The organism is Bdellovibrio bacteriovorus str. Tiberius (assembly GCF_000317895.1).
GTDB classification, from domain to species: domain Bacteria; phylum Bdellovibrionota; class Bdellovibrionia; order Bdellovibrionales; family Bdellovibrionaceae; genus Bdellovibrio; species Bdellovibrio bacteriovorus_F.
This window is the reverse complement of sequence record NC_019567.1, coordinates 1-15,428: the sequence shown is the minus strand read 5'-3', so window position 1 is coordinate 15,428 and position 15,428 is coordinate 1. Positions and strand designations below refer to the sequence as shown.

Genomic DNA, 15,428 nt, shown 5'->3' with positions numbered 1-15,428 from the left:
AATTATAATCCTAAGCCCTTGAAATAATTGAGGTGATATATGTTTCAACCCGTCATTTTTAGAGAATACGACATTCGCGGCGTCTATAACGGACAGTTCGACGACAACTTTGCTTACCTGCTGGGTCGCGCTTACGTCGTTTACATGAAACAAAACAAGAACATCACTAATCCAACCGTGGCGTTGGGCTGTGATGCGCGTGAAAGCTCTCCGGCCATCATCAAGAATCTTGCAAAAGGTCTGATGGATTCAGGCGCGAACGTTATTCACCTGGGTCTGGTAACCACGCCGGTTTGTTACTTCGCCACGTTTGAATTGAAAGTCGATGGCGCGGTTCAGGTAACTGGTTCGCACAATCCTCCAGAATACAACGGCTTTAAAATTTCTGTGGGTAAAGGCACCATCTTTGGCGTCGAAATCCAGAAACTTTTGCACATCATTCAAAAAGGCGAATTCATTGACGGTCAGGGTTCAGAAGAATCTTTCGACATCAAGCCAATGTACTACGCACGTTACGCTAAAGAATTCGGCCACATCAAAGACACCAAAGTTGTTTTGGACTGCGGTAACGGTGCTGGCGGATCTGTGGTGCGCGGCTTGTTTGAAGCCTGCGGTTTGAAACCCACCATTTTGTTTGAACAGCCAGATGGCACATTCCCGAATCACCACCCGGATCCAACGGTTGAAGAAAACCTGGTGGACCTTAAGGCCCAGGTTCTTAAAGAGGGCGCCGTGGCGGGCATCGGCTTTGACGGCGATGCCGACCGTATCGGTGTTGTCGATCACACGGGCCGCATGGTTTACGGTGATGAATTGATGGTGATCATTTCCCGCGCGATTTTGGCTGAACAAAAAGGGGCTAAGATCATTGGCGATGTGAAGTGCTCTGATCGTCTGTACCACGATGTTGCCAAACACGGTGGTCAGCCAATCATGTGGAAAACCGGACACTCTTTGGTGAAAGAAAAAATCAAAGTTGAAAAAGCGCCATTCGGTGGCGAGATGTCCGGTCACGTGTTCTTTGCCGACCGCAATCACGGTTACGATGATGCTCCTTACGCAGCTTTGCGTTTGGTGGAAATCCTGGCAAAAACCGGCAAAACAATTCCACAGTTGCTGGAAGGTTTGCCTCCGTCTTTCAACACTCCAGAAATCCGCATCGACACCACTGAAGAAAAGAAGGTTCTGATCGTTGAAAAAATGATTGAAGCTTTCCCGGCTAAAGAGGGTGCTGATTATAAAGTGGACTTTACGGATGGTATCCGCCTGAGCTTTGCTGACGGCTGGGCACTGTGCCGCTCTTCCAACACACAGCCAGTGGTGGTGGTTCGTTACGAATCCTCGTCCCAGGCGGGGCTGGATGCGATCCGCAACCGCGTTGAAGCCATCGTAAACAAGTATCTTTAAAAATGAAAAGCCGGGTGATGAACCCGGCTTTTTTTATTTCAGACAAAGACTTTCTGTCGGCAGTCCCAGTTTCATCACGGCTGCGAGTGAACTTAAAAGTGCCAGCTCGTCAGTAAATCCCAAAGGGCTCTCCAACTTCAGATGCACAGCCTCTTTCTGCAGATTATATCCGTACATCGAAAGTTCACTGCCGGAACAAACCAGTCCGCCGATTTTTTTGATCTGCTTTTCCAAAGCGCGGTTTTTTGAATAATACTGGTAGTAGGTGCCTCTGATTCTTTCGTTGGAAACAATCTCAAGCAGCGCCTGATCTTCCGCATGAATCACCGTCGTCACATGAGAGCCAACAAAGTTATAAAGACGCAGATAATTTTTCCGAATCGCACTGTCCGAACCACTGACGGAATTCAGGACAATCACATTGGGCGCAAGGTTTTCCACACCTTTATCCCCGAGGTTGTCTTCAGGAAGAACAAGAATATAGGACTCTGGAAGTTCCAGATTTTCACTCCAGAACAGCAGGGGAATGTGGCGGTCCTGAAGGTGCTTTTGAATATATTCAGCCGTTTTCTGAAGGCCCTGGATTCCTGTGACCACAATGGCCGGATTACCCTGATAACTCATGATTGCTCTCCTCTCATCAGCCGAGATGGGCTTTGTGTTGTTCTTCAAAGAGGAAAGAAGTTGTTCTATCTGCCGGCGCTGATCCTGCAACTGATCGGACTGCTCACGCACCAGATCCAGACGGTGACTGAGTGACCTGACCAGACGTGATTTATCCAATTCGCGGTCAGCCTGAAGAAGAGCTTTCACTTCTTCCAGCTGAAATCCCAGGTCTTTAAACTCTTTCAGCCGAGCGGCTTCGGAAAGCTGGCTTTCCTGATAATAGCGATAGCCGTTGTCCCCACGATAGGGTGGCACCAGCAGATTCATGTCTTCATAAATGCGCAGGGCTCTGGGGGAAAGGCCCGAAGCTTTGGCAAATTGTCCGATCGTCAGCCAGTTTTTCATTCTTACCTCTAAAGACAACTCTCAACGTTGACGCTGGGTTAAGGTCAATGGCGTTTCGCAGGTTTTTTTGATTTAGAGACGGATTTCTTGGCCACTTTCTTTTTAACCAGTTTTTTGACGGATTTCTTTTTCGTTTTCTTGCGCGATTTTTCCTGGGGCCACACACCCACACGCGGATCAGCACTTCGCACCAGACGGGTGATCATTTCAATGCGTTCTTCCCATCCTTCAAAGGTGAAAGGCAGATACAACCACTTCGGCAGCACCGGATGATTTACCAGAAAAGGAAATTGCTTTAACAGGGATTCGTGATGAATTCGGTCCGTCGCAATCAAAACACCATTCCACACTTCAAAGTCGTATTCTTTGCCGCGATAGGAATAATCGCCGGCATTTTCAGACAACAACATCTTCAACTGGCCCTGGTAATAAAGCGCCAGGCCACCGAACATCGACTTGATAATGGCGTCGGACTTTTCTTCAAAGAACTCAAAGATCCAGCGGTTTTCAAATTGCTTCATACTCCATAAATACCAAGGCCTTAACGGCCTCTCAAGACGGAAAAAGGCCCCTGTCTAAGTATTCGACACTTATAATTTCTATCCTGAAATCTGGGGCTTTTAAGCTGTCATATCATTTGCATTTAAGACCCCACGAGGTGAAGTGATGACTCTGATTCGACTGGCAGCTGTGATTCTTTCTGTGGCTTTTAGTGCTTCCGTTTCTATGGCGGACTGCCGGGACTGTACGACCGTGGACTTTGAAAAGAACATCCAGCTGAATCTGCTGACCCCGATGCTGCATATGTCGCTGAAGGAAAAGATCACCTACGTGCAGTCTTTCGGTATTGATGTCTATGCCGTGAAGGATCCGGAAAATCTGCCCATCACTGTGCCGTATCTTCCCTACGCCACTGAAGACCTTATTCCTGCCAAGTTTATCAAGCTGTTTTCGGAAGGCGCAATCGGGCAGTACATGACCGAAACCAACTATGCCTACATGGTGAAAAAGCCGACGATTTTACTCATTGAAAGTGTCGATGACTGGACGGTGATTCACGAGTTTGCGCACTACCTGTTTGATCGCGCTCGTTTGATGGAAGATGACACCCGGGAATCCATGCACCTGATGCATTCTGAAGACGCGCAAGAGGACTTCTTTGACGCCAAAGAGTCCTTTCGCAACTTGGGAGGATATCGGGATGAGGAGCACAAGAAACGCACGATCCAGAGCTTTGTTCTTTACGCGAAAATGCAGATTTTCTTTGAGCGCTCCGCTAGCCTTGAAGAAACCACCATCGAGAAACTTCTGCGCAATTACCATGTGACTCACAAGCCTCACGGTTTTACTCACAAAGACATCGAACGAAGTGACCGCTACGTTTATAATACGTCCTTCAAGGCCCAGGAGGCTTTGCGTTTGATTCTGGAAGACTGCGTGGATCTGGCAAAGACTCTTACGGCGCAGGATCAGGCACTGCTAACAGAGCTTAAGGCGGTCTGCCATCAGGCGAAAGAGTTAAAGAAGGACGGTGTGAAAGTGTATGAAAGCACCGGGCTGAAGAAGTCGCTTACGCCGGCGTACTAGAATTCATCAGCATAAAATAAAAAACCCACAACCGATGAAAGTTGTGGGTTTCTAAAGACCATTGAACCGGCCTTCTTGATCAAAAGATCAAGCCTGAATTATTTCAAGCCCAAAGCGATGATCAAAGCGTAGATAACTAGGGATTCGATAAGAGCTAGACCCAAGATCATTGGGATCAAAAGCTTACCAGAAGCCGCTGGGTTACGAGCGATACCTTCCAAAGCTGTGGAAGCAGTTTTACCTTGGGCCATTGCACCTGCGAATACAGAGATAGAGATTGCAAGAGCTGCTGCGATAGCAACAAGACCGCGGTCAGAGTTAGCAACTACAGTTTCAGTAACTGCAACAGCTGCTTCTTGAGCGAAAGCGGAAGAAGATGCGAACATAGCGATAGCTGCGATGATCATTTTTTTCATGTGGAACTCCTTATGGTTTAAAAATTTGCCTTTTAGTGATCGTGTGCAATCGCGAATGCCACGTAGACCATTGAAAGCAAAGTAAATACAAAAGCCTGAACAAAGCATACGAACAATCCCATTACATAGAATGGAATTGGTACACCGATTGGAACCAGATCAAGGAACACGGAAAGAACCGTGTGGTCACCCATCATTACGTTCGCAAGACGAAGACCCAAAGAGAATGGGCGAACGATGTGGGAAACGATCTCGATCACAAACATCAACGGAGCCAGGAAGATAACCGGGCCCATGAAGTGCTTAAGGTAAGCAACAGGTCCGTTTTCTTTTACACCCTGGAAGTTATAGAACAAGAACATCAACACACCGAAACCGAATGTGGTGTTCATGTTTTCAGTCGCCGGAGTCATACCCGGGATCATGCCCAACAAGTTGTTGAACAGGATGAAGAAGAACACGGAAGCAAAAAACGGGATGTAGTGTTTACCGTGCTCGCCGATAACCATGTCAGCCAGACCAGAAGTCATCTCAGTCAGAAGCTCGAAGATACCGCGCAAAGAGAACTTGCTTGCTGGCAATACAGCGGTTTCACCTTTACCAAGGGAAGCACGTGCAGCTGCACCGATACCTACTGCTGCTACAGTGGCAATACCCAGAGTCGCAACGTGTGCGTACTCGTGACCAACACCCGGAACCAATTGTGTCCAGTTAAATGACATCTTCTTTTCCTTCTCTTAAGGCTTCTTTCACCGCATATCCAAGCGCTGAAAGAATAAAACTTGCGACTCCCAGTGCGAACCACAAAGTGTCGAACCAAGTTTGATCTACAAGCTTAAAGATAATAATCCCTAAAATCGCGTACTTAAATACAATGATCCCGATAGCTAGGGCAACCAATTTCTTACTGAAGATCAATCCCCAGGCCCATCCCATCAGGAAAAAGCTCACCAAAATGACCAAAGCGCCTGAAATGAAGGAATAGCTCTGTTGTGGTGCGGCAAAAAGCCACAGAAGGACGCCCCCAAGAAGGGTGGTTAGGGCTTGAATGGCGAGTACATATTTCATGGCGTCCCGGGTGGTTTCTTGGATTCTGATTCTTTCTCATCTTGTTTCTGAATTCGATTCAGCAACCAGACAACCCTGATCAGCCAGCCCACCAAACACGCAAGACTTAATCCGGCAAAGATAAGACCCTTGGTTTGATACTTTTGATCAAGATATTGGCCAAGGTAAAAACATCCCAGGATCAAACCGACAAGTTCAAAGCCGATGGATGCAAAGATTATATACTTTTTCATTACTTCCTGAACCCTTTCGCTCCCGGAGCGTTCTTCATACGCTCCTGCAGGCGCTTGATTCGCAGTTCGATATACTCAGGAGGGTTGTACTTGCCCCGGTGCTCTTCAAGCACGGCAATGGCGTTTTTGAAGTCCAAATTTTCTTCGTAACAAACCGCCAGGGTCAGGGCGACATTTTCCTGAACCGCTTTGTCCGGATACTTATCAATCAGTTCCTTAAAGATCGCGGCGGCATTCTTGAAGTCCTTCTTCGCAACCAGGATATTACCCTTAAGCATCAAACCACTGAAACGGATGTTGTCATCGCTTTTTAGTTTCAGCAAAGAATCAATCTCAGATTCAGCCTGGAAGAAATTGTTCTGATAGTACTGCGCTCGCGCCACGTTCATCTTGTACTGGGCCGCCTCCAGATCCGTGTGAGGCATCTGTTGCAGCTTGCTGTATTCAATGATCGACATTTGATAGTTCTGCAGATTGTTGAAATAAATCGAAGCAATCTGTTTCTGGGATTCAAGGCGTTCCGCCTCGTCGGTTGAATGCAGAACAATGTAATGATGATAGTTGATGGCTTTATTGAAGTCTTTGATCTCAAAGAACGAGATTCTTGCGGCTTCACGGGCAGCTTCCAGCGGGAATTTGCTGTCGCTGTTTCTTTTAATAACCCGATCCAGGTACCCCAGGGCGATCCGATGATGACCCTGGGATATGGATTTTTGAGCTTGTTTAAAATCCGCCTCTTCCTGTGAAGAGCAGGCGGACAGAGCCAAAACTAGAACGACCAGCAAGGCTCTGATCATGTTAGTGTGGTGCGCCTTCCGGTGCCGGAGTTTCCTCCGCCGCCGTATCGTCTTCCGCCACAACCGCAACACCAGTCACGGTTTCGTCTTTTTCATCGATATTGATCAGGCGAACACCTTGAGTGTTACGGCCCAGAACAGAGATGTCCGTCACTTTCATGCGGATAACCTGTCCTTTATCGGTGGAAAGAATAAGTTCCATGTTGTCTGCGACTTTTTTGGTGCCGATGACCAGACCGACCTTGTCTGTCGTTTTCTGAGTGATGATACCCACACCACCACGGGACTGGATGCGGTATTCGCCCGTTTCTGAGCGTTTACCGTAACCTTTGGAGGTCACCATCAAAATGGTGTCTTTGGTGTTCTTCTCCAGAACTTCCATTGCCACCACGACATCGTCTTTTGCCAAAGTGATTGCTTTCACGCCGCGGGCGGTACGGCCCATCTCGCGCACATCAGCTTCGTTGAAGCGGATGGACATGCCTTCTTTGGTCGCGATGAAGATGTCTGACTGACCATCAGAGATCTTCACATCGATAACACCGTCTTCAAGATCAGTGGTCAGTGCGATGATACCTGCAGTTCTTGGGTTTGCGAAAGCATCCAGGGATGTTTTCTTGATCACACCTTTTTCAGTCAGCATCACAGCGTATTTGTTTTCGCTGAATTCATTCACCGGCAGAATCGCACGAACACTTTCACCATTTGAAAGCTGAACCACGTTCGCCAAAGACTTCCCTTTGGAAGTTCTGGAGCCCAACGGCAGACGGTGAACCTTGCACCAGTAAACTTTACCCTTGTCAGTGAAGACCAACAGCATGGTTTTAGTGCTCGCAGAGAAGATGTCCGTTACGTAGTCTTCGTCCTTGGTCTCCATGCCTTTCAGACCTTTACCACCGCGTTTTTGCACGCGGTATTCTTCAACCGGGATACGTTTGATCAGGCCCGTGTTGGTCACAGTCACGACCATCGGTTCATCGGCAATCAGGTCTTCGTCTTCCAGATCGCTTAAGTCACCAGTGATCTGAGTGCGTCTTGGATCGGCGTAACGTTTTTTCACTTCTTCCAGTTCGCTCACGATGATTTTGTAGATTTCGCGAACATCAGAAAGAACGAATTTCAGCCAGTCGATTTGTTTCATCAACTCAGCCAGTTCCGCAACAATCTTGTCACGCTCCAGGCCCGTCAGGCGTTGCAAACGCATTTCCAGGATCGCAATAGCCTGTCTTTCAGAGAATTCAAATTTCGACATCAACGCTTCACGAGCGGCGTTAGCCTCTTTGGAAGCACGGATGGTTTTAATCACCTCTTCAATGTGATCCAGGGCTTTTTTCAGACCTTCCAGGATGTGCGCGCGCTCCTGGGCTTTTTTCAATTCGAAGATACAACGTTTCGTGACAACGTCACGACGGTGATCAACGAACGCTTCCAGCATGCCTTTCAGATCGAAAGTCACCGGTTGGTTTTTCGCATCCAACGCTAGCATGATGATACCGAAGCTCGTCTGCATCTGGGTGTACTTGTAAAGTCTGTTCAGGATCACGCTGGCGTTTTCACCACGTTTCAGAACAACAACGATACGCATACCTTCACGGGAAGATTCATCACGGATATCAGAGATACCTTCGATTTGTTTGTCACGAACAAGGTCCGCCATGCTTTCAATCAGCTTGGCTTTATTCACCTGGTACGGGATCTCGGTGATGATGATCTCTTCACGGTCTTTGACCTGAACGATTTCTGCAACCGCCTTGATAGTGACGATGCCACGGCCTTTTTTATAAGCCTGCAAGATGCCTTCACGGCCGGCGATCACACCGCAAGTCGGGAAATCCGGACCCTTGATGTGTTGCATGAGGTCTTCAATCTGACAGTCAGGATTTCCGATAAGATGGATACATCCGTCGATAACCTCGCCCAGATTGTGCGGAGGAATGTTCGTCGCCATACCAACCGCGATACCCGCAGAACCGTTCACCAGCAAGTTCGGGAACTTGGATGGAAGAACCGTCGGGATCAACAAAGAGTCATCGTAGTTCGGACCGAAAGAAACAGTTTCTTTTTCCAGATCGTTCAGCAGCTCTTCTGCCAAAGCGGTCAAACGGATCTCGGTGTAACGCATGGCTGCCGGAGAGTCACCGTCGATGGAACCAAAGTTCCCCTGACCATCTTCAAGCGGGTAGCGCAGGGAGAAATCCTGGGCCATACGAACCATGGTATCGTAAACGGAAGCATCACCGTGCGGGTGATATTTACCGATCACGTCGCCGACCACACGGGCAGACTTCAGGTACGGTCTGTTGTGGCGGTTGTTCATTTCACTTTGTGCAAACAAGACACGGCGGTGAACCGGTTTCAAACCGTCACGAACATCCGGCAGGGCACGGCCCACGATCACGGACATGGAGTACTGCAGATAAGCTCCGCGCATCTCCTTGCTGATATCAACTAACGTGACGCCTTTTTCTTCTTGATTATTTTCCATAAACTTTCAAATCCCTTAAAAAATTAAACGTCCAGGCTGCGTGCAAGCAATGCATTGTCGTGGATAAACTGACGACGAGGTTCAACCATCTCACCCATCAGGATAGAGAAGGTTTCGTCGGCGGCAACAGCATCGTCGATAGTCACTTTCAGAAGAGTTCTGTTTTCCTTGTTCAGAGTGGTTTCCCACAACTGCTCCGGATTCATCTCTCCCAATCCTTTATAGCGCTGGATGTAGATTCCTTTTTTCGTGGATTCCATAACGTGAGTGTAGAAGTCGTTGTAGTTTTCAAACTGAACTTCGTTTTCACCTTCAAGAATCGTCAAAGGCAAAGTGCTGATCGCCTGAATATCGGCCCAGATTTTTCTAAGCTCGATGATCTCGGAAGAACGCAGATTGTCTGTGCTGAATTTTGTTGTCATGCGGTCTGCGTAACGAACAGTGTAGATGTCAGCATACATTTTTCCGGTTTCAGCTTCGGTCTTAACTTCGCCTTTGTATTCGGTGATACCCAAAGTCTGATCAGAGTTAACCCACGCACCCAGGTCGGTAAGAACCTGTTCGATTTTTTTCGCATCCGTGAAGGTCTTCTCAAAATCAGTCACTTTGCTTAGCAGGAAGTACAGCACATCTTTGTCGTATTTCTTGGAAGAAACACGCAGAAGGTCATTGAAGCGCTGGATGTTCAGGATCAACTGACGCAGATCTTTTTCCGGCAGGGATTCCTTGCCTTTGATTTTGAAATTACCAAGGCCCGAGCTCAGAAGATACTCAGTCAAAGCCGCTTCATTTTTCAGGTAAGTTTCCTCTTTGCCTTTTTTCGCACGGTACAACGGTGGTTGCGCGATATACACATAACCACGCTCAAGCACCAAAGGCATCTGACGATAGAAGAACGTCAAAAGCAAAGTCATGATGTGGGATCCATCGACGTCGGCATCGGTCATGATGATGATTTTGTGATAGCGGATTTTATCCACGTTCACGTTGTCTTTACCGATACCGGTACCCAATGCAGAGATGATGACTTTGATCTCTTCAGAGGAAATGATTTTGTCAAAACGCGCTTTTTCGACGTTCAGGATTTTACCTTTCAACGGCAAAATCGCCTGGGTACGACGATCGCGTCCCTGCTTCGCGGAACCACCTGCGGAGTCACCCTCCACCAGGTACAGTTCACAAAGAGCCGGGTCACGTTCCTGACAGTCCGCCATTTTGCCTGGCAGGGAACCGCCATCCAAAACCGTCTTACGACGAGTCAGATCACGGGCTTTTCTGGCAGCTTCACGGGCACGCGCGGATTCCACGCATTTCATGATGATGTTTTTTGCAACTGATGGATTGCGGTCCATCCAGTCAGCCAGTTTTTCATTTACCAGGGTTTCAACAATACCTTTTACTTCGGCATTACCCAGTTTTGTTTTTGTCTGACCTTCAAACTGTGGTTCACGAACCTTTACAGAGATAACTGCTGCCAGACCTTCACGGATGTCTTCACCCTCAAGGTTGGCTTTCAGATCTTTCAGAAGATTCTTTTCCGTCGCATACGCATTCGTCGTACGGGTCAAAGCGGCACGGAAACCAACAAGGTGAGTACCACCTTCATGTGTGTTGATGTTGTTGCAATATGTGAAAACAGATTCAGAATAGGAATCATTCCACTGCATCGCGATTTCAACTTCGACGTTGTCTTTTTCGCCTTTGAAGTAAACCACTTCATTGTGCAGGGATTTTTTGGACTGATTCATGTACTTCACGAATTCAGCCACACCTTCTGAATACTGGAAGTCCTGCTTTTTGCCGTTACGTTCATCGGTCAAAGAAATATGCAGGCCCGCATTCAGGAACGCCAATTCACGGAAACGATTCGCCAAAGTGGTGAAGTCGTAGCTCAAAGTTTCATCTTTGAAGATTGTGCGATCCGGTTTGAAAGTCACCTTCGTTCCGGTTTTTGTGGTGGTTTCACCCTGAGCCACCGGCGCCAGGATTTTCCCGCGCTCGTAGTTTTGTCTCCAGAAGTGACCATCACGTTGAACTTCAACAGACACACGGTCAGAAAGTGCATTCACAACAGAAGCACCCACGCCATGCAAACCACCGGATACTTTATAACCGCCGCCGTCGAATTTACCACCGGCGTGCAGAACGGTCATAACCAGCTCAAGCGCAGATTTGCCGGTTTGTTTCTGAGTAGCAACCGGAATACCACGACCGTCATCTTCGACAGTGATGGATTCATCGGCGTTGATGGAGACACTGATTTTTTTGCAGTAGCCAGCCAAGTGTTCGTCTACCGAGTTATCCACAATTTCATACACAAGGTGATGGTAGCCTTTGAAAGCGGTATCACCGATATACATACCGGGACGCTTACGAACTGCCTCAAGACCTTCTAGAACCTGAATTGAATCGGCCGAATAGGATTTTTGTTCTTCTGCTGACACTGGGAACCCCTCATTGCTTTGCATACCCCTCGGTACCGTGAAAATTCACTCTCGAAGGCGTCGCGTTCATCATTCACTTCCAGTTTGAAAACTGAAAAGTGCTACTCAAGAATTTGGCCATCCTTGATGCGCACAACGGAAAGCTGATCGAGGCTGAAAGAATCGGGCAATGTGAAATCCGTGGTTGTCACAAAAATCTGCGTATTGATCTCGTGTAAGAACGTAATCAGTGCATCTCTTTTGGCTTTATCAAGCTCGGAAAGTACGTCGTCCAACATCAGCACAGGATAGGTCCCGTGAGCCTTCCTATGATACACAATTTGGGCCATTTTGAAAGAAAGAATGATCGCTCTCTGCTGCCCCTGGCTACAGAAAAATCGTGAGTCTTTTTGCCCATATAGGAACACAATATCGTGCTTATGAGGACCCACCAAACTTGTCCCGCTTGAGAGCTCCGCATCATGCAGTTCACGAAGTCGTTTTGTGATTGCATTTTCGACTTCTTCACGTGTGAAACTCACCGCGTTTTGATCAGAAACAAGGTATTCCACCGAGATATCCACAGTGGAATTGCCAGAAATATACTGCATGGCATTATTGAAGTCTTTGGAAAGTCCCTGCAATGCCGTGATGCGGGCATGGGTCAAATCGGTCGCTAAACGCACAAATTGGGGGTTTAGAGACTCCAAAAGGTTCTCGGTGACCACTTTGTCCTGCAAACCCTCCAAAAAGTTCTTCAGGATCTTGTTGCGCGTTTTAAGCGCTTTTCGGTAATCGGCAATCAAATGGGCGTTTTTCCGGTCAAAAGTCACCAGCAGCTCATCCACCAGTTCACGGCGGTGGTCAGCCCCTTCTTTGATCGAAGAAAGACTTTCTGGACTGAACACAACACTGGCAAAAATTTTTCGGATGTCGGCCGAATTCACACGCTTGTCGTTCAAAGTTAAAACCTTGCGGCTTTTTGAAAGACCTAACTTCAGTTTGTAATGAAGATCGTTCTGAGTAATCAGCGCCTGGATAACCGACTCAGATGTGTTCGAGTTGATCAGGGTGGAGTTGTCAGAGTAGCGGAAGGAGTCCCCTTGAGAGATCATGTACATCGCCTCAAGGAGATTAGTTTTACCCTGTCCGTTCTCTCCGAGGAAAACATTCACTCGCGGAGAGAAGGACAAAACCACGTCCCGATAATTTCGGAAATTAACCAGACGCAGTTTTTCGAAAATCATTAGATTCTCATTGGCATCACAACGCAGGTGTAAGTCTGGTCGTTGTGAGGTCTCATCAATCCTGGTGAAAGATGATCATTCAGTTCGAAATCAATTTTGTCCTGGTTCATACTGGTCAGAATGTCGGTGATGTACTTTGCATTGAAACCGATTTTGATTTCGCCGCCCATGTAATCCACTTCGATCTCTTCCTTCGCATCACCCAGTTCCGGATTGTTCGAGGAAATCTCCATACGGCCGTTGGAAAGATTCAACAACACCGCCTTGGATTTCTGATTCGCCAACAAAGACACACGCTTTAGTGAAGTCAGGAATGCATCTCGGCTGATCATCACTTTTTGCGGAAGCTTCTGTGGAATAAACTGTTGATAATTCGGGTACTTTCCTTCGATCAAACGAATCATCAGAATTGTTGATGAATGTTTCAATACGAATTGGGAGCCTTCCACAGCTATTTCCACGGTGCCGTCGATGCTTTCAAGAATTTTTTTGATTTCGTGCAAACCTTTGCGCGGAATGATCACACCTTGAGTGGCGTTAACCTTGATGTCCTCGGAAGGTTTGTTTACCAGGCTCATACGGTGACCATCGGTCGCAACCATTTTGAAACCTGTCTGCGGATTCAATTCAAAAAACACACCGTTCAGGTGGTAACGAGTCTCGTCTGTGGAAACAGAGTAAATCGTTTTATCAATCATCTCTTTCAGCACCTGAGCGTGAATTTTGATGAAGGCTTGAGAATTGTAAGTAGGGAAGATCGGATATTCTTCAGCAGAGATACCAACGATTTTGGAAGTGTACTTGCCTTGTTTGATTTCAAGCCAGTTGTTTTCTTTTTTGATCAAAGTGATCGGACCTTCAGAAAGTTCCTTGGCAATGTCGAAAAGACTTTTTGCACTGACGGCCACTTTACCAGCCTGGTGAACTTGAACTTTGATCTGATCGGTAAGGCTTACTTCCAGATCGGTTGCAAAAACTTTCAAAGTGTTCTGATCAGCTTCCAGCAAAACGTTGATGAGGATGGGCATGGTGTTGCGCTTCTCAACAATGTTCTGTGTTTTTCCGATAAGACTTAACAGATCTCGCTTATCAATCTCTAATTTCATGAAAGACCCTCTTTTGAACGCTCTTATTATCTAATTCTATATATATAAATATCTAGTAGTAGTAGTAGGGGCGTGGAAAACCTAACAAATCCCCTAAGTCCATGTAAACACTAAAAAACATTTGTGGATAAAGACTCTGTACAACTTTGCAGTTTTTGAGCCTTTTTTGGGGGTAACTCAGATCCACATTTTAAGCCCCAAACTCTTCCACAACTCTTTCCACAGTCCACATTCACACCCCTGTGATATTGTGGATTCTTTGTTCCAAGTCTTCGATATCTTTGGCGATATCCTGGTCCGCCGCCTGTAGATTCTTAACCCGTTCCAGAGCATTCATCACAGTTGTGTGATCTTTGCCTCCGAAAGACTTGCCGATATCCACCAAAGATTTATCCAGGAACTTCTTAATCAGATACATCGCGATTTGACGTGGAACGACAATCGGCTTGGCTCTGGTTGAAGATTTAAGGTCCAAAACACGCACTTTAAAATGATCTGCCACAAGCTTCATAATCTCTTCCACAGAAATCGTGCTTTGAGTTTCGTGGTGGGCCAAAATACGCTTCACCAGTTCATGATCAATCGGCAGACCCTGAAGTTCGGAGAACATCTTCACCTTCTTCAGATTGCCTTCAAGCTCTCTGATGGAACGTTTGGATATTCTGGCTATGTAGTTCACGACGTCTTCAGGCAGGCGCACGTTGAATTTTTCAGCTTTGTAGCGAAGGATCGCAATACGGGTCTCCAGATCCGGCATGGTGATGTCTGCAATTAAGCCACGCTCCAGACGGGTGCGGCTGCGGTCTTCAAGGCCATGGATATCCTTGGGCATACGATCGCTGGCCAAGATGACCTGTTTGCGGCTGTCGATGAAGCTGTTCACGGTGTGGAAGAATTCTTCCTGAACGGCCTCACCCCGGGCGATGAACTGAACGTCGTCCACCAAAAGGATGTCCGAGTTTTCACGGTACTTCTGGCGGAACTTATCCATTTCATGGCGACGGATGGCAGAAATACATTCATTCATAAAGCGTTCTGCCGAGATGTAGGTAATTCTAAGTTGCTGATATTGTTCGCGAATATAATTCCCAGCCGCATGCAAAAGATGGGTTTTACCCATTCCGACCGGTCCATATATATAGAGAGGGTTGTAATCATCGGCCCCTGGGTTTCGGGCGACGTTAAAACAGGCTGCATGGGCAAACTCTGAGTTTTTCCCCACGACAAAGGTCGAAAAAGTAAGTTCAGAGTTCAAAGTATCCGAACTGGACCTTGGTTGAGTAGGCTGGATATTCTGAGCACGTGCCAATTGAGCCTGGAGGATCTCAGAACCGCTTAAAACCTCGTCCGGGGTTGTGGATGTCTCAATATGAGAATTTATTTTGTTCCCCGTAATACTGAACTCAACCTCGAAAGGCTTACCATAAGTATCTGAAATCTCAGTATAAATCTTATCCTGCAGGTTCTCGATAACGAAGTACTGGTGAAGGGCGTTGGGTACTCCAAGGACCAGGCGCGGACGATCCGCCGAGCCCGTGGTGCTCACGTACTCAATAGGATCAAGCCAAGTATCCAACAACTTATTGTTGTCGTTCCGGCTTTTCATCTTTGTTTTGATAAGTGTCCAAAAAGACGAGTTTAATTCCAC

Annotated in this window: 14 protein-coding genes; 2 read left to right on the top strand and 12 right to left on the bottom strand. The window is 47.1% G+C overall.

The genetic code is table 11. From position 1 onward, the window contains the following. Positions 1-39: 39 nt before the first annotated feature. On the top strand, positions 40-1,407 hold the full coding sequence (locus BDT_RS00070; protein ID WP_015089223.1) for a phosphomannomutase/phosphoglucomutase: 1,368 nt from the start codon (positions 40-42) through the stop codon (positions 1,405-1,407). Positions 1,408-1,440: 33 nt separating this feature from the next. On the opposite strand, the gene BDT_RS00065 is transcribed toward BDT_RS00070, so the two are convergent. Together BDT_RS00065 and BDT_RS00060 are read right to left on the bottom strand one after the other, a co-directional pair. Continuing rightward, positions 1,441-2,418, bottom strand: a complete 978-nt coding sequence (locus BDT_RS00065; protein WP_015089222.1) for a MerR family transcriptional regulator — start codon at positions 2,416-2,418, stop codon at positions 1,441-1,443. 44 nt (positions 2,419-2,462) lie between these two features. After that, a complete protein-coding gene (locus BDT_RS00060; protein WP_015089221.1) occupies positions 2,463-2,939 on the bottom strand; it encodes a hypothetical protein in 477 nt (158 codons plus the stop codon). A 145-nt stretch (positions 2,940-3,084) separates the two neighbouring features. Between BDT_RS00060 and BDT_RS00055 the strand changes: the two genes are divergently transcribed. Continuing rightward, positions 3,085-4,005: a hypothetical protein gene (locus tag BDT_RS00055; RefSeq protein WP_015089220.1), complete on the top strand. Its 921-nt coding sequence runs from the start codon at positions 3,085-3,087 to the stop codon at positions 4,003-4,005. Between the two features lie 98 nt (positions 4,006-4,103). On the opposite strand, the gene BDT_RS00050 is transcribed toward BDT_RS00055, so the two are convergent. The 10 genes from BDT_RS00050 to dnaA form a co-directional block, all read right to left on the bottom strand. Beyond that, on the bottom strand, positions 4,104-4,421 hold the full coding sequence (locus BDT_RS00050) for an ATP synthase F0 subunit C (protein ID WP_011162635.1): 318 nt from the start codon (positions 4,419-4,421) through the stop codon (positions 4,104-4,106). A gap of 32 nt (positions 4,422-4,453) precedes the next feature. Next, positions 4,454-5,143, bottom strand: coding sequence for a F0F1 ATP synthase subunit A (gene atpB / locus BDT_RS00045; RefSeq protein ID WP_015089219.1), 690 nt, complete (start codon positions 5,141-5,143; stop codon positions 4,454-4,456). Further along, positions 5,133-5,489: a hypothetical protein gene (locus BDT_RS00040; protein WP_041576707.1), complete on the bottom strand. Its 357-nt coding sequence runs from the start codon at positions 5,487-5,489 to the stop codon at positions 5,133-5,135. Before BDT_RS00040 ends, atpB begins: the two co-directional genes overlap by 11 nt. Then, positions 5,486-5,722, bottom strand: coding sequence for an AtpZ/AtpI family protein (locus BDT_RS00035; protein WP_015089217.1), 237 nt, complete (start codon positions 5,720-5,722; stop codon positions 5,486-5,488). The genes BDT_RS00040 and BDT_RS00035 overlap by 4 nt, the downstream gene beginning before the upstream one ends. Next, positions 5,722-6,519, bottom strand: coding sequence for a tetratricopeptide repeat protein (locus BDT_RS00030; RefSeq protein WP_015089216.1), 798 nt, complete (start codon positions 6,517-6,519; stop codon positions 5,722-5,724). Before BDT_RS00030 ends, BDT_RS00035 begins: the two co-directional genes overlap by 1 nt. A 1-nt stretch (position 6,520) precedes the next feature. Next, on the bottom strand, positions 6,521-9,004 hold the full coding sequence (gene gyrA, locus BDT_RS00025) for a DNA gyrase subunit A (RefSeq protein ID WP_051026247.1): 2,484 nt from the start codon (positions 9,002-9,004) through the stop codon (positions 6,521-6,523). A 23-nt stretch (positions 9,005-9,027) separates the two neighbouring features. After that, the gene (gene gyrB, locus BDT_RS00020) at positions 9,028-11,472 is read right to left on the bottom strand and encodes a DNA topoisomerase (ATP-hydrolyzing) subunit B (protein WP_015089214.1); all 2,445 of its coding nucleotides are present in this window, start codon (positions 11,470-11,472) and stop codon (positions 9,028-9,030) included. Between the two features lie 77 nt (positions 11,473-11,549). After that, positions 11,550-12,674 carry a DNA replication/repair protein RecF gene (gene recF / locus BDT_RS00015; RefSeq protein ID WP_015089213.1) on the bottom strand — a complete coding sequence of 375 codons (1,125 nt, stop codon included), beginning with the start codon at positions 12,672-12,674 and terminating at the stop codon, positions 11,550-11,552. Beyond that, positions 12,674-13,780, bottom strand: coding sequence for a DNA polymerase III subunit beta (gene dnaN, locus BDT_RS00010; RefSeq protein WP_011162627.1), 1,107 nt, complete (start codon positions 13,778-13,780; stop codon positions 12,674-12,676). Before dnaN ends, recF begins: the two co-directional genes overlap by 1 nt. Before the next feature lie 232 nt (positions 13,781-14,012). Next, a complete protein-coding gene (dnaA, locus tag BDT_RS00005; RefSeq protein WP_235046202.1) occupies positions 14,013-15,386 on the bottom strand; it encodes a chromosomal replication initiator protein DnaA in 1,374 nt (457 codons plus the stop codon). Between the last annotated feature and the right edge of the window lie 42 nt (positions 15,387-15,428).